General features: G+C 36.6%; 18 protein-coding genes and 1 pseudogene. 13 read left to right on the plus strand and 6 right to left on the minus strand.

Annotated features, from left to right (window positions below; genetic code table 11):
* Positions 1 to 20: 20 nt before the first annotated feature.
* The 8 genes and pseudogenes from EsVE80_RS00535 (at position 21) to EsVE80_RS00570 (ending at position 8524) form a co-directional block, all read left to right on the plus strand.
* Complete coding sequence (locus tag EsVE80_RS00535; RefSeq protein ID WP_173101984.1) at positions 21 to 1553, plus strand: ABC transporter permease/substrate-binding protein; 1533 nt, start codon at positions 21 to 23, stop codon at positions 1551 to 1553.
* The gene (locus EsVE80_RS00540; RefSeq protein WP_173101985.1) at positions 1550 to 2494 is read left to right on the plus strand and encodes an ABC transporter ATP-binding protein; all 945 of its coding nucleotides are present in this window, start codon (positions 1550 to 1552) and stop codon (positions 2492 to 2494) included. The genes EsVE80_RS00535 and EsVE80_RS00540 overlap by 4 nt, the downstream gene beginning before the upstream one ends.
* A gap of 25 nt (positions 2495 to 2519) precedes the next feature.
* Entirely contained in the window at positions 2520 to 3902 is a 1383-nt protein-coding gene (locus EsVE80_RS00545; protein ID WP_173101986.1) for a dihydrolipoyl dehydrogenase family protein, read from the plus strand.
* A 261-nt stretch (positions 3903 to 4163) separates the two neighbouring features.
* On the plus strand, positions 4164 to 5036 hold the full coding sequence (locus EsVE80_RS00550) for a DegV family protein (protein WP_173101987.1): 873 nt from the start codon (positions 4164 to 4166) through the stop codon (positions 5034 to 5036).
* Positions 5037 to 5165: 129 nt separating this feature from the next.
* Positions 5166 to 5801 carry a DUF998 domain-containing protein gene (locus EsVE80_RS00555; protein ID WP_173101988.1) on the plus strand — a complete coding sequence of 212 codons (636 nt, stop codon included), beginning with the start codon at positions 5166 to 5168 and terminating at the stop codon, positions 5799 to 5801.
* Between the two features lie 90 nt (positions 5802 to 5891).
* Positions 5892 to 7633 (plus strand): annotated as a pseudogene (gene ade, locus EsVE80_RS00560) (adenine deaminase).
* 176 nt (positions 7634 to 7809) lie between these two features.
* Complete coding sequence (locus EsVE80_RS00565; protein WP_173101989.1) at positions 7810 to 8019, plus strand: helix-turn-helix transcriptional regulator; 210 nt, start codon at positions 7810 to 7812, stop codon at positions 8017 to 8019.
* A complete protein-coding gene (locus EsVE80_RS00570; RefSeq protein ID WP_173101990.1) occupies positions 7997 to 8524 on the plus strand; it encodes a DUF3278 domain-containing protein in 528 nt (175 codons plus the stop codon). Before EsVE80_RS00565 ends, EsVE80_RS00570 begins: the two co-directional genes overlap by 23 nt.
* A gap of 441 nt (positions 8525 to 8965) precedes the next feature.
* Here the strand turns inward: EsVE80_RS00570 and EsVE80_RS00575 are convergent, their stop codons facing one another.
* Positions 8966 to 9262 (minus strand): bacteriocin immunity protein, encoded by a 297-nt coding sequence (locus tag EsVE80_RS00575; protein WP_173101991.1) that lies wholly within the window; start codon positions 9260 to 9262, stop codon positions 8966 to 8968.
* 329 nt (positions 9263 to 9591) lie between these two features.
* On the opposite strand from EsVE80_RS00575, the gene EsVE80_RS00580 reads away from it, so the two are divergent.
* Complete coding sequence (locus EsVE80_RS00580; protein WP_173101992.1) at positions 9592 to 11124, plus strand: metal ABC transporter solute-binding protein, Zn/Mn family; 1533 nt, start codon at positions 9592 to 9594, stop codon at positions 11122 to 11124.
* A 161-nt stretch (positions 11125 to 11285) separates the two neighbouring features.
* Here the strand turns inward: EsVE80_RS00580 and EsVE80_RS00585 are convergent, their stop codons facing one another.
* Complete coding sequence (locus tag EsVE80_RS00585; RefSeq protein WP_173101993.1) at positions 11286 to 12908, minus strand: ABC-F family ATP-binding cassette domain-containing protein; 1623 nt, start codon at positions 12906 to 12908, stop codon at positions 11286 to 11288.
* A 459-nt stretch (positions 12909 to 13367) separates the two neighbouring features.
* Here EsVE80_RS00585 and EsVE80_RS00590 point away from each other — a divergent pair, with 459 nt between their 5' ends.
* Both EsVE80_RS00590 and EsVE80_RS00595 read left to right on the plus strand, forming a co-directional pair.
* Positions 13368 to 13886, plus strand: a complete 519-nt coding sequence (locus tag EsVE80_RS00590) for an HdeD family acid-resistance protein (RefSeq protein ID WP_173101994.1) — start codon at positions 13368 to 13370, stop codon at positions 13884 to 13886.
* 88 nt (positions 13887 to 13974) lie between these two features.
* Complete coding sequence (locus EsVE80_RS00595) at positions 13975 to 14796, plus strand: ZIP family metal transporter (protein WP_173101995.1); 822 nt, start codon at positions 13975 to 13977, stop codon at positions 14794 to 14796.
* Positions 14797 to 15060: 264 nt separating this feature from the next.
* On the opposite strand, the gene EsVE80_RS00600 is transcribed toward EsVE80_RS00595, so the two are convergent.
* A complete protein-coding gene (locus EsVE80_RS00600) occupies positions 15061 to 15267 on the minus strand; it encodes a hypothetical protein (protein ID WP_173101996.1) in 207 nt (68 codons plus the stop codon).
* Between the two features lie 291 nt (positions 15268 to 15558).
* Here EsVE80_RS00600 and EsVE80_RS00605 point away from each other — a divergent pair, with 291 nt between their 5' ends.
* Positions 15559 to 15990, plus strand: a complete 432-nt coding sequence (locus EsVE80_RS00605) for a GNAT family N-acetyltransferase (protein WP_173101997.1) — start codon at positions 15559 to 15561, stop codon at positions 15988 to 15990.
* A gap of 100 nt (positions 15991 to 16090) precedes the next feature.
* Here EsVE80_RS00605 and EsVE80_RS00610 read toward each other — a convergent pair whose 3' ends face one another.
* The 3 genes from EsVE80_RS00610 to EsVE80_RS00620 all read right to left on the minus strand — a co-directional run bounded on the left by EsVE80_RS00610 (position 16091) and on the right by EsVE80_RS00620 (position 18603).
* Positions 16091 to 16837: a YibE/F family protein gene (locus EsVE80_RS00610; protein ID WP_173101998.1), complete on the minus strand. Its 747-nt coding sequence runs from the start codon at positions 16835 to 16837 to the stop codon at positions 16091 to 16093.
* Entirely contained in the window at positions 16834 to 17859 is a 1026-nt protein-coding gene (locus tag EsVE80_RS00615; protein ID WP_173101999.1) for a YibE/F family protein, read from the minus strand. The genes EsVE80_RS00610 and EsVE80_RS00615 overlap by 4 nt, the downstream gene beginning before the upstream one ends.
* A gap of 543 nt (positions 17860 to 18402) precedes the next feature.
* Entirely contained in the window at positions 18403 to 18603 is a 201-nt protein-coding gene (locus EsVE80_RS00620; protein WP_173102000.1) for a hypothetical protein, read from the minus strand.
* A 719-nt stretch (positions 18604 to 19322) separates the two neighbouring features.
* On the opposite strand from EsVE80_RS00620, the gene EsVE80_RS00625 reads away from it, so the two are divergent.
* Positions 19323 to 19802 carry a PTS sugar transporter subunit IIA gene (locus EsVE80_RS00625; RefSeq protein WP_173102001.1) on the plus strand — a complete coding sequence of 160 codons (480 nt, stop codon included), beginning with the start codon at positions 19323 to 19325 and terminating at the stop codon, positions 19800 to 19802.
* Positions 19803 to 19848 lie beyond the last annotated feature (46 nt).

Below are 19848 nucleotides of genomic sequence, written 5' to 3' on the forward strand. Positions count from 1 at the left end.
AAATAGAAAGGTGGGAATATATGGGGTCATTATGGCAAACATTTAGCGAACGAAAGGGCGAATTAATTTCAGCATTAGTTGAACACATTAGTATTTCACTTGTTGCATTATTATTTGCAATGTTGATTGCAATCCCGTTAGCCATTTGGTTAGTTAAATATAAAAAATTAGCAGAGATTATGCTACAAATTACAGGAGTTTTACAAACGATTCCTTCGTTAGCTCTTTTGGGGCTACTAATTCCCCTAGTGGGTATAGGCACCGTACCGGCAATTATCGCACTCGTTATTTACGCGCTATTACCAATTTTTCAAAGTACTTACATCGGGTTAAGTGAGATTGACCCTTCACTAGAAGAAGCCGCAGATGCCTTTGGGATGAGCCGTTTTCGCAAGTTGCGAAAAGTGGAGTTGCCCATTGCACTACCTGTTATTATTTCTGGGATTCGGACGGCATTGGTTTTAATCATTGGGACAGCCACACTTGCGGCGTTAATCGGTGCAGGTGGTTTAGGTACTTTTATCTTGCTGGGAATTGATCGTAATGATACCAGTTTAATCATCATTGGTGCTGTGAGCTCAGCCTTATTAGCGATTATTTTTAGTACGGCTATTCGTCTGCTTCAAAAAGTCCGCCCTCGTGTCATTGTGACTAGTTTAGTAGCGTTGTTTCTAGTAATTGGTGGTATTGGCTTATCACAGTCGTCATTATTCCAACCTGAAACTATAACGATTGCTGGTAAATTAGGAGCAGAACCTGAAATCTTAATTAATATGTACAAAGAGTTAATTGAACAAGATAGTGACGTCAATGTGGAATTAAAGCCCAATTTTGGTAAAACAACTTTTCTATTTAGCGCGTTAAAAAATGATCAAATTGACATTTATCCTGAGTTTACCGGGACAGTATTAGAATCTTTAGTAAAAGTGCCAAAAAAAGATGCCGGACAGCATTCAGCAGCTCAAACTTATACATTGGCCAAAGACTTATTACTTCAGCAAGAACAGCTGGCATTTTTACCTCCGATGGCGTATCAAAATACGTACGCACTCGCAGTGAAAAAAACATTTGCAAAAGAACATGGGTTAAAAACCATCAGTGATTTGAAAAAAATTGAAAATCAGGTTCATGCTGGTTTTACACTGGAATTTAATGATCGTAATGATGGAAATAAGGGCTTAAAACAATTGTACCAACTCAATTTAAAAGTTAGTCAAATGGAGCCCGCCCTACGTTACACGGCGATTAATAATGGGGATGTGAATGTGATTGATGCCTATTCGACGGATAGTGAGATCAAGCAATACGACTTAATCACACTACAAGATGATCAACAGCTATTTCCACCTTATCAAGGTGCACCGCTGATGCGACAAGCGTTTGCAACAAAACATCCAGAAATTGTCAAAAGCTTAAATCAATTAAAAGATAAGATTACAGAAGATGAAATGGTCGCTATGAACTATGCTGTCAATGTAGAAGGACAAAAACCGGCCACAGTTGCACGCGAATACCTGCAACAAAAAGGTCTTTTAGGAGGTGAGGATAAATGAGTGAGTTAGTTGTTTTTGACCATGTTGGTAAAAAATTTGGTGAAAGTACAGCGCTAGAAGATGTCTCTTTTAGTATTAAAACGGGTGAAATTTTTGTCCTCGTCGGTTCATCTGGCAGTGGTAAGACCACTTCTTTAAAAATGATCAACGCATTGCATATACCTACTAGCGGAGATATTTATTTTAAAAATAAGAAGATTAAAGATTATGATCCACAGAAACTTCGTTGGCAGATTGGGTATGTTTTGCAACAAATCGCCTTATTTCCAACTATGACTGTTTTAGAAAATATAGAAATTATTCCTGAAATGCTTGGTTGGAGCAAGGAAAAACGGAAAGAAAGAGCGTTTGAATTATTGCGTGCAGTGGAGTTGGATCCTCAAGTATATGCTGACCGTATGCCAAGTGAATTATCTGGCGGGGAACAACAGCGTGTAGGTATCTTGCGTGCCTTAGCTGCTAAACCAGATGTTATGCTAATGGATGAACCGTTTAGTGCGCTAGATCCAATTTCAAGAGAGCAATTACAAAATCTTGTTTTGACCCTTCATAAAGATTTACAAAATACGATTGTTTTTGTGACGCACGACATGAAAGAAGCCGTTAAATTGGGTGATCGTATTGCTGTCATGAAAGAAGGGCATTTAATTCAATGTGATACTCCAGCAGAAATTGCGGCACATCCTGCCAATGAATTTGTGGCAGAATTCTTTAAAGGAACAGATATTACCTGGCAACCGTTACAAGCTCAATTAGCAGCAGTAGTGTTAGCAGGATTTTACACAGAAGATACCACTTCAGATTATCCGACACTTACACTTCAGCAGACAGTGCAAGAAAGTCTGCCATTACTAGCTAAAAATAATTTTCGTGTAGCAACCGACAAAATTTTAACTGCGGCTAATTTATTGAGTTTTTTAGCAGCAAGTCAAGAAGAATAAAGATAGAGGTAATGGAGGGAAAAATATGGCAGAGTATGATGTGGCAATTTTAGGTGCAGGTCCAGCTTGTTTATCATTGGCTTTTGATTTAAAAGCAGCAGGAAAAACTGTTGCTGTAGTAGAAGAGAATTTATTTGGCGGGACGTGTCCAAATGCAGGATGCGACCCAAAGAAAATTTTATTTGCCGCAGAACAAGCCCGTCAACAAGTAGCGCAATTGGTCGGAAAAGGATTTGCAGCTGATGCAGTCCCCGCAGTTTCATGGCCAGAATTAATGGCTTTTAAAAAGACATACACCGATCCGGTTTCTCCTGAAAGAATCGCGGGTTTTGATGCTAGTGGCATTAAACATTTTCATGGCCATGGACGCCTAATTTCCAATCATGAAATTGTGGTATCCGCTACGTTTGGAACATCAAAAGATGAAAATATAGCTGAAAAACCGCTACAAAAATTAACCGCTAAACAAATCATTCTAGCCACAGGGCAACGGGCACGCTTGCTGGATATTCCAGGTAAAGAACACTTTTTAACCAGTACAGATTTCTTAGCACTGGAAACTTTGCCAGAGAAGATGATTTTTCTTGGTGCAGGTTATATTAGTTTTGAGTTGGCGGCAATTGCGAATGCTTGCGGTGCTAAAGTGACGATTTTACACCATAATGATACCCCTTTAAGAGGCTTTGATTCAGATTTGGCACAACATTTGGTAACTGAACTGGAAAAAAGCGGAATTACGTTTGTCTTTAATGAAGATATTCAGTCGCTTACAAAACAAGAAAATAAAAACTTGCGGGTTACCACCAATAAGTCGGTTTATGAAACGAATGCAGTAATATGTGCAACAGGAAGAATGGCGAATGTAGAAAATTTGGGATTAGAAGAACTAGGAATTGATGCAAGTAGTCGTGGTATTAGTGTAGATGAGCGTTTGCAAACGAGTCAAAAAAATATTTTTGCTATGGGTGACTGTATTGCCAAAAAGGAACCTAAAATGACACCAGTGGCAGGTTTTGAAGGACGTTATTTGAGTCAATTCTTACTAGGTAAAACAAAAGCTGCGATTCGCTATCCTAAAGTACCCACTTCCGTTTTTACGTTGCCTACATTAGCACAAGTTGGTGTGACCAGCAGTGAGGCAAAAGAAAATCCCGATATGTATACAACGGAATGGTTTGATATGCATGAGTGGTATAACTATTTTCGTACTAATGATCCAGTAGCTTTAGCTAAAATTATTTATGCCAAAGATAGTGGCGAAATTGTTGGGGCAGCGACTTTAAATCAAAAAGCAGATGAGTGGATCAATTTAATGACCTTCGTTATCAATTTAGGTATTAAAAAAGAACAACTGCAAAATATTATTATGGCGTATCCTTCTGTGGGTAGTGATTTGCAGTATTATTAAAAAATAAATCTCAACGAGAAGTGTGCCACAAAAAAGTGGCATACTTTTTTGTGAAGATAAATAATGTAAATAAAAAAATATAGATTGTGAAATTTAGCTTGTTCTATTGAATGTTTTAGCTAGGGTGGATTATTTCTGTTAAAATTTTCAAAGGTCTTTTCTCTATGGTAAAATAACAAGGTAGATTGTTTACATATAGTTGGAAATTTTTTATCACAAAATCTTTGTGAATTTTAAAAGAGAATGTTTGGGGGGAGAAGCATGTATCAAATCGTAACAGATTCTTGTTGTGATATTCCGTTTCAGTTTTTGGATGAAGCGGGCATTGCATTTTTACCAATGTTGGTGGAAGTAAACGGTAAAGAATATGAAGATGATTTAGGAAAAACATTTGATGTAGATTTCTTTTATCAAGCTTTAAAAGATAAACAAATGCCGACGACTTCACAAATTAATGTAGGACGTTATTTGGAATTTTTTGAGCCTTATGTGAAAGCAGAAATCCCAGTTATTTATTTAGCGTTCTCTTCTGGGATGAGCGGTTCTTATTATAGTGCACTGCAAGCAGTAGACCTTTTAAAAGAGGAGTATCCCAATGCTCAAATTGCTGTGGTTGATACCTTGGCGGCAAGTTTAGGACAAGGTTTATTGGTCTTAGGAGCCAAAAAGCAACAAGATGCTGGGCACAGTTTTGCTGAAGTAGTCGCTTGGGTTGAAAATCAGAAAATGCTTTTGCAGTCGTGGGTAACAGTGGATGATTTGAAACATTTGGAACGTGGCGGACGCATTTCAAAATCAGAAGCAGCTTTAGGCGGTTTGTTAAAGGTGAAGCCGATCATTCATGTGGATGAAAATGGTAAATTACAAAATGTGGATAAAGTGCGGGGACGCAATAAATCTTTACAAAAAATCATTGATGAAACGTTGCAGCACTTAACTTCCCGAGAAAATCAAATTGTTTACATTGCCTATTCTGGCGATGTATCCGCGGCTGAAACTGTATTATCCGCAATTGTAGAAGAAATCAGTATTGAAGATATCGCATGTCTGCCGCTAGGTCCGACTATTGCGGCGCATACTGGTTTAGGATGTGTAGCCATTTTTACTTTTGGTAAAAATCGTAATGAAAAATAAAAGTAAAGCTCTGGTCTAAAAGTAGACGAGAGCTTTTTCTTTCCGGATCCAAAATGCTTTGCCTGAAAAATCAGGAATTGCTAAGTTGAAATTTGAGATAAAGATTTTAGAGAAAAGGGAGGAACTTCAGTGAATCTGTATCGTAAATACGGTTGGCTTCTTATGTTGTTGTTTGTAGTAGGTGACGGCGGCATGCCGTATTTTTTAGGAATCCTGTGGCAAGAATATAGTCAAACAAGACAAGTTGTCAGTGATTTAGGGAGTGTAAGCAGTCCTGTGAAAGAGTACTTTGAAAGAGGGTCGGTGCTAACGGGTATTTTATTATTGTTAGCACTACCTGCTGTTAAATTCTACTTTAATACAGCGCAATTTCAATCAAAACGGCGTGAAATTCGCTTATTACTGACAGGTATTGCAGCTTTTGCAATTGGCGATTGTATTTTTACAGGAATTTTTGCCATTAATCATCAGACATCAGGTTTTACCTTGGCTACTATTATTCACGGTTTAGGATCAGGGGCGGGGATTTTGGGGATGTTGGCGGCGCCGTTTTTTTTAGCCCGAATTTTTGCTGGTAATTATTTTAAAATAGCTAAAGGGTGTTGGTTCATTTTTTATGGGGCATTGGCAACATCGGCTTTTAATGGTTTAGCGCAATTATTTTCTTTTACGTATAAAGGAGCAGTACAGCGGATTTCGCTAGTGTTTTTGTACATGCCCTTGTTAGTGTTGGTGTATTTTTTTAGTCAAAAAAATTCAAAATGAATAAACAAATTCGGTTCAAGACGTGTTACACTGTAAAACAATCAATAAACGTGTAAAAAAAGAAGACTACAAGACTAAAGGAGAGAACCGATGAACAAAAAGGCACTCAAAAGACTAATTGATACTGCTGCAGGAAGAAGACCAGCTGATTTAGTATTGAAAAATGCGCAAATAATTGATGTGTACCAAGCAGAAATTATACAAGGAGATATTGCACTTGTTGATGGATTTATCGCAGGCATTGGTGAGTCATATGAAGGCCGAAAGACCATTGATTTAAAAGGAAAATTTGTAGCACCGGGGTTTATTGATGCCCACATCCATGTAGAATCTGCTTACGTTACACCAGAGGAATTCGGACGACTATTAGTCCCTCATGGTACAACGACCGTGTTGGCTGATCCCCACGAAATCGTCAATGTACTGGGTTTAACCGGGTTGGATTATATGTTTTGGCGGCGGCAAAAGAAACGGCGCTAGATATTCAATATACAATGCCTTCTTGTGTGCCGGCTACCAACATGGAAAATTCTGGCGCTGTGATTACAGCTACAGACATGCTGGATTCTTTTAAAGCAAAACAAGTGGCAGGTTTAGCTGAGTTTATGAATTTTCCCGGCGTCATTTCTGCTGACGCGGCTGTTTTAGACAAATTACTAGCAGCTAAAGACTACGGCTTACGAATTGACGGCCATGCGCCAATGGTAGCGGGCAAAGATTTAAATGCGTATATCGCAGCAGGAATAAAAAATGATCATGAATGTTCAACTGTAGCAGAATTAAAAGCGCGGATTGCTCGTGGCATGTATGTTTTTCTCCGAGAAGGTACGGTGACGCAAAATCTGCGTACGCTTCTAAAAGGAGTAACAGACGATAATTTTAACCGTTGTGTTCTTGTGGCAGATGATCTACAAGCCAAAGATATTCTGACAAAAGGTCATTTGGATAATAGTATTCGGATCTGTATTGAAGAAGGAGTTCCGCCAATTCGTGCAATTCAGATGGCGACAATTAATGCAGCGCAATGTTGTCAATTATCCGATCGTGGTGCTATTGCACCGGGGTTGCGGGGTGATTTGGTTGTCTTTTCAGATTTACAGGCACCCATTATTGAAGCAACGTACATTAACGGCCAACTCGTAGCCGAAGATACTAAATACCTACCGCAAGTGAATCGGGTCGCCACCCAAAATGTTCAATCCAGTGTTCATATTAAAAAATTCAAAAAAGAACAACTGGCATTGCATTTAACCAGTGATAAAGCACGGGCAATTGAAGTCATTCCTCAAGAAGCTCTGACAAACCAAGCAATTGTAACGGTGAAAAGAAATGATAAGCACGAATTTGTTTATCAAGAGACAGAAGATGTGGTAAAGCTGGCCGTGATTGAACGTCACAAAGATACGGGAAATATTTTTGTAGGTTTGTTAAAAGATTATGGTTTGAAAAAAGGAGCAATTGGCATTTCGATTGCCCATGACTCCCATAATTTAATTGTGGCAGGAACAAACGATGCAGATATGGCAACAGCAGTAACGGCATTAAAAGAGCAAGAAGGCGGTATCGTCTTAGTTGAGGCGGGTGCTGTGATTGGCAGTATGGCATTACCAATTGCAGGTTTGATGAGCGAACTTACAGGCGAAGAAGTAGCCCGGCAAGAAGAGGTAATCAATCAATTGGCTCATGAAAAATTAGGAATTTCATCAAAAGTTGATCCCATTATGACGCTAAGTTTTATGTCGCTTGCGGTCATTCCTAATTTGAAAATTACAGATATTGGCTTAGTAGATGTAACTAAATTTGAAATTGTACCTATTTCAGTTACAGAATAATGACGAAAGCCAGCTTTCAAAGAAAATTTGCCCAGTGTAATATACAGCTGGGCAAATTTTTTTGTAAAAAGTTATGGCATATTCAACTGTAATGTCAAATATAGTTGACGTTTTGAAAGTTAAGCTTATAATTAGTATTAATAAGTCATGTATAGATGACATAAACGAGGAGTCTTATGAACCAAGTAAAAATATATCGTAAAAATTTGCAGCTTTCACAATTGGATTTAGCCAATAAAGTTGGGGTAGCGCGACAAACAATCAATATGATTGAAAATGATAAGTATAACCCCACCCTTGATTTGTGCTTGAAGATTGCGTGGGCATTAAAGTCGGATTTAAATACACTATTTTGGAGGGATAATGATGAAAATAACGCGGGATAAAGTAATCAAGCATTTTTTTGGAATTGAAGGTACGATGGATGAATATAAGCGTAATGAAGCAAATCGCATTGGAACTAATGCATTTATGGCCTTATATAGTTATCTTTTACTTTCTTCTTTGATTGCACTAATGGTGGGACTAAAATATCCCCAATATGCATTGTATGCCCTCCTTGCGTGTAATATTTTAACCGCTGTTTATGGTGTCAGCTTTTATATAATGAAAGCTAGTAAAAATGCTTTGCTGACTGTAAACGAAGTAACAAGTGACAATGTTGCTCGCATTCGTCTGCACAATGTCAAAAAAGGGATAGGAGATGCAATTTACTTTGGTGTTACGATGCATCTTTTACAAGCCGTCTTTTCTTGGATAACTGGCGATGGTTTTCTGGCGTATATCTGCTCTCCTTTTGAGCTAATCATTTCCGGTGGTGCGGGCATTTTATTTGGCATTACAACAATTTTTATGATGAATGCTAAAATTAGTAATATTGGTAAAGGGTAGAAAAATGGTAAATCAAAAAGTAAAAAGGTATTTAAAGTCGTCTGCTTTTTTTGGCGACAGTTGCGTTTTTATTGGACTATTATGTGCCCTTAAACCTTGGCTTAGTGGGAACCAACAGGTTTTTCGAGCCCTAATATGCTTTGGGATACCGGCGTTACTTATCTATATTTCGTTTAAACGAATAAAATAAAAATGTCTCTTTATAGCAAGATGATCGTGAAAATCACGAAAGCTTACTAAAAAGAGACATTTTTTAGGTTATTTCATTACGTTTTTTGATCTGTCTTAGTGCTGATGAATTGTGCGATGGCATAAAGCTTTTCTATCTGTCCAGCTTCACGAATCAACCTTTGACTATCAGTAAAACTTTGCGAAAATAAAAAAGTCATTTTCGCAAAGTTTGGTCTTATGGCTTAGGACTGGGCGATTCTTTAGCTCTTTTTAATATCCGTAACGAATTTCTCCTAGTGTGAGCAGATTTTTTATATGAGCCGCGGCTTCTGGAGAAATAATGATTTTATTTTTGGTCATACAATTGGATATGGCAATCCCCATCCGGCTTAAGATATAAGGGACCGCTGTCACACCTTCGTTAATTTCTTGCGCATAGTCAAAAAGCAATTGGCGCAACGGTGCAGTATTATCTTCTGGCGGAATCAAACCTAAAATTAGTGAAATTTCACTTAACGCAACTTCAGCGCGTTCGCTGCCACCACTAAACCACTTTATTTCTTTCATTCATTTTCACTCCTTTTTCATATGGTACTCCTCAATGCGTTCAAAGACAAGTTTCTTCAAATACGTTAAACAGTTTGATGCAAAGGGCTTTTTTTGTATTGAATTGTTATTAATGATTATTTTTTATGTATTTAAAGTCAAGTATTAATCGATATTTAAATGAATTTATAATCATTTGAATAAAATTTCATGTTATTTTTTATTGACAATAAGAAAAAGAGTTGCTATTGTTATTGAGGTAAATCGTAATTGTTTCGTTTTGTAATGTATAAAAGGTAAAACTGATTCAAATGTTATAATGTAAGTTTTTAAGGGAAGGGACTTGAAGCATGAAAAAAATTGGAATGTATTTAATGGGGATAGTTGTATTGGGGTTTTTAGCCGCTTGTGGGACAAATGCCAAGAGTGCAAAAGATACAGTTGTAACCAAGAAAGATAAATTAGAAATTATCACGACTTTTTATCCTATGTATGATTTCACGAAAAACATTGTAGGAGATGAAGCTAACGTCAAATTAATGATTCCAGCGGGTTCTGAACCCCACGACTATGAGCCATCTGCCAAAGATATGGCGACAATACATGATGCCGACGTTTTTATTTATCACAATGAAAATATGGAAACCTGGGTACCAAAAGCTAAAAAAGGTTTTGCCAAAGACCGACCAAATATTGTTGAAGGTACCAAAGACATGATTCTTTTGCCTGGAGGAGAAGAAGAACACGACCATGATCATGGAGAAGAAGGACATCATCATGAATTAGATCCTCATACGTGGGTATCGCCTTATCGTGCAATGAAAGAAGTAAAAAGCATTAAAGATCAGTTAGTAAAACTCTATCCTAAAAAAGCCAAAACTTTTGAAACTAACGCGGAAAAATATTTAGCAAAATTAACGCAGTTAAATCAGCAATATAATGCGGGTTTGAAAGATGCCAAACAAAAAAGTTTTGTTACCCAGCACGCAGCTTTTGGTTATTTAGCATTAGATTACGGCTTAAATCAAGTCGCGATTTCAGGACTTTCACCAGAACAGGAACCTTCAGCAAGTCGTTTAGGTGAATTGAAGGAATATGTGAAAGATAATGGTATCCAATATATTTATTTTGAAAAAAATGCTAATGATAAAATTGCTGAAACATTAGCGAGTGAGGCAAACGTTAAATTGGCGGTTTTAAATCCTTTAGAAAGCCTAACCAAAGAGCAGATTGCAGACGGGGAAGATTATATTTCTGTGATGAAAGAAAACCTACAAGCTTTAGAAAAAACGACAAATGTGGCAGGCAAAAATGTAAAACAAGAAATGCCACAAGACACTGCAGTAAAAACAGTTGCCAATGGTTACTTTGCAGACAGTGCAGTGAAAAATCGTAAATTAAGTGACTACACAGGTAAATGGCAGTCTGTTTATCCGTTGCTACAAGCTGGAGCTTTGGATCAAGTTTTTGATTACAAAGCAAAACAAAATAAAGATATGACTGCTGCAGAATACAAGGCATACTATGATACAGGTTATAAAACCGATGTGGAAAAGATTAATATTACCGCCAATACGATAGAGTTTGTTGTAGATGGTAAAACGTACAAGTATGAATATGTTGCCAAAGGCTATAAAATTTTAAACTATGAAAAAGGAAATCGTGGTGTACGCTTCTTATTTGAAGCAAAAGGTGACGCAGGGCGTTTTAAATACGTACAATTTAGCGATCATAATATTGCCCCACAAAAAACAGCACATTACCATATTTTCTTTGGTGGAAAAAGCCAAGAAAGTCTATTTACCCAAATGCACAACTGGCCAACCTATTATCCAGATAATCTATCCAAATACGCCATTGCTCAAGAGATGATGGCACATTAAAGGGTAGCAGCCAATAAAATTAAGCAAACGATACAAAAGTAGAATGGTAAGGGAATAAAAAAACCACCACAAAAATGAAGCGGCCTCCCGAAATCAGCTAAAAGCTAACTTTCGGGAATCGGCTACAAAATTTGTGGTGGTTTTGCATTGAAAAAATATATTTACGCAAAAATTTCTGACATTCGCGCCTGTACATCGGGATTTTCTAAGAATTCATCGTAAGTTGTCTCAGAACGGTCCACGACCCCTTTATCAGAAATGGCAATGATGCGATTTGCCAAGGTTTGAATAAATTGGTGGTCATGAGAAGCAAATAACAAAGAGCCCGTAAAGGCCATTAAGCCATCATTTAATGCGGTGATAGATTCTAAGTCTAAGTGATTGGTTGGATCGTCTAAAACCAAAACATTAGATTTAGATAGCATTAATTTTGAAAGCATACAACGAACTTTTTCTCCACCAGATAAAACATTAACTGGTTTTAAAACTTCATCCCCAGAAAATAGCATCCGGCCCAAAAAGCTCCGTAAGAAAGTATTATCGTCTTCTTCTTTTGAAGCATATTGACGCAACCAATCTAAAATTGTTAAGTTGCTAGCAAACTCACTACTGCTGTCTTTTGGCAAGTAAGATTGACTCGTTGTAACACCCCAACGAACGCTACCGGTATCTGGTGTGATTTCGCCCATAATAACTTTGAATAAGGTTGTCGTTACAATATCGTTATTGGCTACAAAAGCAACTTTATCGTCTTTATTTAGCGTAAAGCTGATATTGTCTAAAATTTTCTTGCCATCAATCGTCACACTGACATTATCAACCTGCAATAAGTCATTGCCAATTTCGCGTTCTGGTTTGAAGCCGACAAATGGGTAGCGACGGCTAGATGGTTTAATATCATCTAACGTAATTTTTTCCAACATTTTCTTTCTTGAAGTCGCTTGTTTAGATTTTGAAGCATTGGCAGAAAAACGGGCGATAAAGTCTTGTAATTCTTTGATTTGCTCTTCTTTTTTCGCGTTTTGTTGCGCTTGTAGTTTTGTTGCTAATTGGCTTGATTCCAACCAGAAATCGTAATTTCCTACATAAAGTTGGATTTTACCAAAGTCCAAATCAGCCATGTGGGTGCAGACTTTATTTAAAAAGTGGCGGTCATGGGAAACAACAATCACAGTATTTTCAAAATTAATTAAAAATTCTTCCAACCAGTTAATCGATTGAATATCTAAGCCATTGGTTGGTTCGTCTAGTAAAAGTACGTCTGGTTTACCAAATAATGCCTGTGCGAGTAAAACTTTAACTTTTTGACCGGCTGTTAATTCTTTCATTTGCAAATGATGCAAATCTTCCGGAATGTTCAACCCTTGTAGTAAGACTGCTGCTTCAGGTTCTGCTTCCCAACCATTTAATTCGGCAAATTCACCTTCTAATTCAGCGGCCTTAATACCATCTTCATCGCTGAAATCTTCTTTCATGTAAATGGCATCTTTTTCTTTCATTACATCGTATAGCCGTTTGTGTCCCATAATAACTGTTTCAATGACCGTATATTCTTCAAAATCAAAATGATTTTGCTTTAAAACCGCCATCCGTTCGTCTGGACCAAGTGAAACATTACCAGTGGATGGTTGTAATTCACCTGATAAAACTTTCAAAAAAGTGGATTTGCCAGCACCATTGGCCCCAATTAAGCCATAGCAATTTCCCGGTGTAAACTTAATATTCACATCATCAAAAAGTTTGCGGTCTGAAAAATGCAAACTTACGTCACTAACTGTAATCATAAAATAATCCTCCTAATCAATTTTACTCCCTTAAAATCAGCGGGCAAAAAAAGATGCGGCCGCATAGCTTCAAATCTTTGAAACAAGTAAACTCTTGTTCAAAATTTTAAAGGGGTCGCTGATGTTTTTAATTTTCCTACTATATATGGTAGATATTTGTGTAATCTTCTAGCATTATATAGGCGCAAGTAGGAAGTTGCAACCATATCTGGACATTTCATGCTAATTTCAAAGGTTTTATTAGGAAATGGGTGAGAATTTAATTTTAAAATAGAAAATTCAAAATAAAAAAGATAGGAAATACTAAATTTTATGATTGTCACTATTTCGCAAAAAAAGCTTAACTTTTGACCATATTTCACCTTAAGCGTAACATTATGACTGTAAGCAAAAGTGCATATTACCGCATCTTTTGGCAACGGTGAAATGGACTGACATTTAAAAGGAAGGTGAATTGTAATGGAAAAAAGAAGCTTTGATTGGGGATCATTGGTTTTAGGCATTTTATTCATTATTGTGGCATTACTATCTTTTCGTGACCCAGTTGGAAATTTAGTTGCAATTGTTATTGTTTTTGGCGTAGTGGCGATTTTGAAAGGTATTTTTGAAATATTCTTGCGGAATCGTTTTAGAGATTTGACGGGCTATAAAGCGAAAATGCCCATTTTAGTTGGGGTATTGGATATTTTAATCGGAATTTTCTTGTTGTGGAATATGAACGCCAGTGTGTTGGCATTGCCTTTTGTATTTGCCATTTGGTTTATCGTAGATTCCATTTTTGGTTTATTTGGTTTAGATGCTGCCAGAAAGTTAAATAATGGTTATTTCTGGTTTTCGCTAATTGTTAATATATTGGGAGTTATTGTTGGGTTTATGTTATTATTTAACCCGCTTTCTGCTGCGTTAACTTTAAGCTTTTTAGTTGGTTTTTACTTCATGATGTGGGGTATGACGCACATTTTAATGGCATTTCGTTAAATGTAATGAGTTTTTCTAAGTGTTAAAATAGTCGCTCTCCTGTTCTTTTTATGCTACAGTTAAATAAAAAGAACAGGAGGTTTTTTTGATGCTTGATTGGATTTTGCAGCTTGAGCCTTGGCAACAAGCCTTAACAGGAACCGCTTTTACGTATTTTATGACAGCGCTTGGGTCGGCATTGGTCTTTTTCTTTAAGGAGATTAAAAAAGATGTTTTAAATCTCATGTTGGGCTTTGCCTCAGGGGTGATGATTGCGGCAAGTTTTTGGTCACTTCTTGATCCTGCAATTGCACGGGCAGAGGAAAATGGCTCGCAATTTCCTTGGTTGGTTGTGGCGATTGGTTTTGGGGTGGGTGGTTTATTTTTATACATAGCCGATAAAACAATTCCCCATATGCACTTTGGACCAGATCATGAGCAAGAAGGATTGCCTACGCATTTGAAGCGAACCATCTTATTGGTTTTTTCGATTACACTTCATAATATTCCAGAAGGTTTAGCTGTGGGAGTTGCTTTTGGAGCAGCTGCTAGTGCAGACAATCCAACGGCGGCAGTCTTAGCTGCCATATCCGTTGCTTTGGGAATTGGGATCCAAAACTTTCCAGAAGGAGCTGCCGTGTCCATTCCGTTACGCCAAGAAGGTCTTAGTCGGACAAAAGCATTTATTTATGGTCAGGCTTCTGGGATTGTCGAACCAATTGCCGGTGTTATTGGCGCAATCTTAGTTTCAAGAATGACCGCAATTTTACCTTATGCTTTAGCTTTTGCGGCAGGGGCGATGATTTATGTGGTAGTAGAAGAACTTATTCCAGAAGCACAACAAGAAAGTTCCAGTCATCGTCATTTTGCGGTGTTTGGTACCATGTTAGGCTTTATGATTATGATGATTTTAGATGTGGCATTAGGTTAAAGTTGCAGCAAGTTAGACTAGCGAATAAAACATCAGACGACTTGTCACGTTTGTAAAAAAGAAGGTGACGAGTGGTCTGATGTTTTTTGTTTAATCGCATTTTCAGGCTAGAGGAAATCCAAATTTTAAAGAGCTAAACAAATGCAAGGTCGGCTTCGCTTTCTTACAATGAGACTACCTTTTTTGGACGTTAAGTCGAAATTTAAGAAAATTACTTGAAAAAATTTTTTCCTGTTCAAAAATAAAAGGTTGTTGAAAAAAATGTTAGTAATAGCGCCGGTTGTTGCGTTTTGCTGTAGTACCGGTTAAAAAGCGGACAATTACGATTGCAATTAACAATGGAATCCCGAAACGAAAGACGAGCGCGATTAATGAACCGGCAATTCCCAATACTAAATTCAAGATGATCCCTGCGACAAAAAGAAAACCAATAAACATTAAGATGCGCATTAACATTGAATTATTTTCCATAGTAACTCCTCCATTTATTTAAAAGCTTGCACTAGCTGCAAAAAGTAATCATAAAACCAACTTTTCCTGTTTAGAAGTAGCCAGCGCCTCTTTTTTTCTATAGATTTATCTTAGCAAGGATAACGCTTGTTTTAATCGGCCAAAAGACCGATATTTTTCTCAGACTATGTGCGGAAACTTTGAGCAACAGCATCAATTTTAAAAGGAAATTAGATTTTCGCTTTGCCTCTTTTTTTGCTATGCTACAGTTAACGAGAAATAGAAAAATACCAAAAGAAAGTAGGTTTTCTCATGGAATTAAAGCTAGGTAGTGAAAATTTTCAACGAGCAGCAAGTTGTTTTATCCGCATGAAGGTTTTTGTTTTAGAACGAAAGATTCCCTTAGCAGAAGAATTTGACGGCCTGGACACATCTGAACGAGTGTATGCGGTCATCTATGATGGAGAGCTACCTGTGGCAACTGGACGAATTGTTATTGAAGATGAAAAAACAATCCGACCGACCCGAATTGCTACTTTAAAAGAATACCGTAAGCGAAATTTAGGTGCTAAAATTATGAAGGCAATCGAAGATTATGGGGTGGAAAATGGCTACTCCCATTCTTTGGTGCATGCCGAACAAACAGCCCTTGGTTTTTATCAAAAACTGGGTTACACGATTTGCTCAGATGTCTATTATGAAGATGGTGTGTCGTGTCAATCATTAACTAAAGCATTAGGTTGAGCATAATGCCATAATGCGGCGTGTTTATGTTCAAATAAAAAAGTGGAAAAAGCAGTGCTAAGCATGCTTTTTCCACTTTTTGTTTTTATGTTTTGAACGTTTATTGGGTAAAATATTTTGCGCCAATATAAGCTGTGAAAGGGAGTGTGGCTACTGTCATCAGGCCGGCTAAAATACTGGTTAAAAACTCTGCTACAAAAGCTTTTGAATTAAGGAGTATTTCAAATGAGTAGTGCAAATCGCTAAACCAAAAAATTAACGCCAGATTATTAGCGACAAAAGCAAAGAAAAGAGTATGAATACTAGAACCCAGAATTTCTTTGACAACCTTCATACTGGATTGAAAAAGAGTTTTTGATGATATGAGTTGCCCTTGATAGCGTAACTCGTAAAGAGAACTTGCCACAGCCATGCTGGCATCAATTACAGCACCTGCCATACTCATAATGATTAAGAGGACGGTTAAGGACTGATAAGGAAGCGAGACTGCAAAATTCATCGTGGCCAGCTCGTCAATTTCTTCGGGGGTAAAACCAGCGATGGCGATATTTTTTGTCAAAAAGAAAATAAATACAGTCATCAAAATAAACGTCACGATAGAACAGAAAAAAGCCAGTTTCGTTTTTTTGTTATAGCCATTTGTATAAAATAATATAATTCCTGTTAGTGCCAATAAAATCACAAGAAAAATAGGCAAGACAGGGAAATCTAAGCTGATGAAATAAATTGCGACTAAAAATAAGACCAAGGTCATAAAAATGCCTGTAATTAAGTAAAAAGCGGGTTTTCCTAAAATCAGGAAACTTAAAAGACAAAAAATAAAAAAGAGAAAAAGCAATACATTCACGTCTTACGCCTCCGTTCTAAAATAACACAAAACAGGCTTGCTGGAATGGAAAGTAAAATTGTAAATGCACCACAAAAAGCACGTAATAATTCCAATGATAAGTGAAGCTGTAAGGTCGAAATAAAGGGCCAGCCGTTTTTTAAATAAAAAACAAGCATAGGAATTGAACCGCTTAGATAAGCAAATAGTAATACGTTAATCATAGATGACGTGACATCTTGGGCAATGCGGCGGCCAGCGTGCACCAATTCTTTTTGGGTGATGTGGGGTTGTTGATTGACGAGTTCTTTCAACGAAGAAACAAGTGTGACCACCATATCCACTGCTGCTCCAATACCACCAATAAGTAAACTGCCATAAAAAACACCCAGATAAGGTCGCGTTAAAAATTGCATTTCTTCAAAACGAATCCCATTGTTTTCAAAAACTTTTAAAGCTAACCAACAAATCAGAAAGCCGCCAAAGACAGTTGCGCAAGTTGTGACAATTAAATCAACGCGAAAAGCTTTAATCCCATAATTTGCCAAAAAGGTGATGACAATCGAGCAGGTACCATAAACAAACATTAAGCCTAGCGTGGGTATGCCCCCAAAAAAACTATCTAGTTTTAGAAGAATAAAAAGCAATGCCAAGTTAAGGAACAATCCCAATAGTGCCATACCACCAGTAATTTCTCCTAAAATTAATACGAAGCCAACAAATACAACCAAAAGACTAATAACGATTCCATCTTGTTTTTCAGCAATAATTTCTTCTTTGTTATCATTAAGTAAAAGCTGTTGTCCTTTTTTAAAATCAATTGTGAGAGCAGAAACAGCATGAGTATCTACTTTAAGGGTAAGATTTTTTTTGCCCTGATTCATGAGTTGGCCTGAAATTTTAATTTGATCATTTTGTTTTTGAACTTTTTTCACTGCTATAATGGGGGAATGATACAAAAGCCCACTATATTGCTGTACTGCAATCCCTGTCACAATGGCACAGATGATGAGTAAAAGCAGCGAAACAACTTTCTTTTTCACACAAGCTTACTCCGTTCTTTTAAGGTAATACTAAAAATATACACCTTGTTAGTAGGGCTTACAAATGTCGCAATTGTCATTTGAATAAAAATATAGGTTATTTTTTAGTAATCGCGTGCAAATTAAGCTGATTGAAAACATTTAGAAAGTAAGTTGAACGATTGGCAGGATATCACAGCAAAAGAAGATTGCTTGAGTTAATCAAGGTAGAACAAATTTGTTTAGCAAAAAGAGCAAAGTCCGTTTTAGTTGCTGACCGTACTCTTTTATTTTTAGCTTTTTTTTATTTTTGGATGGCGTATGTGTAATGATACTCTTTAAGTACGTTCCCTTTTTTTGCATCTGTTTTTGTCTTAAATATCTTGACTGTAATTTTATGGGAGCCCTTTTTCAAAGCGACACTATTTGCGTCTTCTTTTAAGTAGTATCCTCGTTCTAACTTAGTTGCTTTAGTTGCTTGTTGGACTTGTTTGTCCTCCCAAAAGAGGCTAGTATAATCATCATTTGGCAAATAATCAAAAATGAAGCGTACTTCGTTTGAATTTACAGTGCTAAGCTTGATGGTTCTGCCCAGCTCTTTTCCATTCGCATCGAAAATGTTAAATTTAATTGTACTATTATCTGCCGTTTCAAAAGTAATTGCTGTTTTTGTTTGTTTTTGATAGTTGTTTTTTTAGTACTTAAAAACAAAAATCCTCCTCCAATTGTGACAAATAGCAAAAGAGCTATAATATTTTTTTTCATAAGGGTATCCTTTCTGTTTCTGTCTGTTGGCTAATTTTCTAATTGAAAAATGGAATAGATCTATTACCTTGAAATGCTGTTTTATCCTTCTAAAAGAAGTAGTGACAAATTATAAACGACAGGAAGAATTTTTGGACATATTCTTTCTTTTTACATATCAAGTCCAAAGAGTTTTTGAAAAAAACGTTGAACTAATGTATAAAGCATACCGCTATAAAATCTCTTTTTCAATAATATGGTGTTATTTTTTAGATGTTTGATTTGTTTTTTTATTTGTGCGGAAATTGAAGCGTTGCAACGACAATTAAAATGATAATTTTTCTAAAATAATGAAGAAGCAAACGTTTAATGAGATGAAAGAACAAGAAGAGATAAAACATATTTTGCTTGAGTTCGTAGCTAATCGCGATAGTAAAAGCGTAAAATTTATATGCAGAGTAGCACACCCTTCCAAAATGCACGTCGATACGCTATTTAGACAGTATGATTTGTCTGAGTCTCTAAATGGCAAGTGGTAAGTGCTGTAAAAAATAATAAGAACAAGAATGATGATGAACAAGACTGGATGAATATTTCGAAGTTCGTTATTTTATTTTTTGTTAAAATAATACTGTCGTGGACTTGAATGGAATTAAAAAACATATACCATTTTTATCTTGCATAATCTGAAACCGCATACTATACTTGTTACAAACTTTTTAGGAAAGTAGGGAAATGAAATGTTCTTTAATAAAAAGAAAAAAAACGAGACAATTTATAATCCAATTAATGGTACTTTAAAAGAGTTGGCACAGGTTAGTGATCCTGTCTTCTCAGAAAAAATGATGGGAGATGGATTTGCTATCACGCCTAAAGTCGGAGAATTGTATGCACCAGTAAATGGGACAATATCAAGTGTTTTTCCGACAAAACACGCACTTGGTATTACAACTAAAAACGGGTTAGAAGTATTAATCCATATTGGGATTGACACAGTAGAATTAAATGGCGGGCCTTTTGAAGTTTTTGTAAAAGAAGGGGAGAACGTCACCCCAGCAACAAAATTAGCCAGCATTGATTTACCACTGCTTGCTGAAAAAGAAAAAGAAAATGACGTGATGGTAATTTTTACAAATATGGATGACATCAAGTCGATAGAGTTAAAAATAACGGGGGATTCTAATTTTTCAACTGAAATTGGAACGGTGGTAATGAAATAATTGTACCAGTATAGTTATCAAAAAAGAGTTGACACCGTTTTCAAAT

It is taken from the genome of Enterococcus saigonensis (genome assembly GCF_011397115.1).
Taxonomy (GTDB): domain Bacteria; phylum Bacillota; class Bacilli; order Lactobacillales; family Enterococcaceae; genus Enterococcus_C; species Enterococcus_C saigonensis.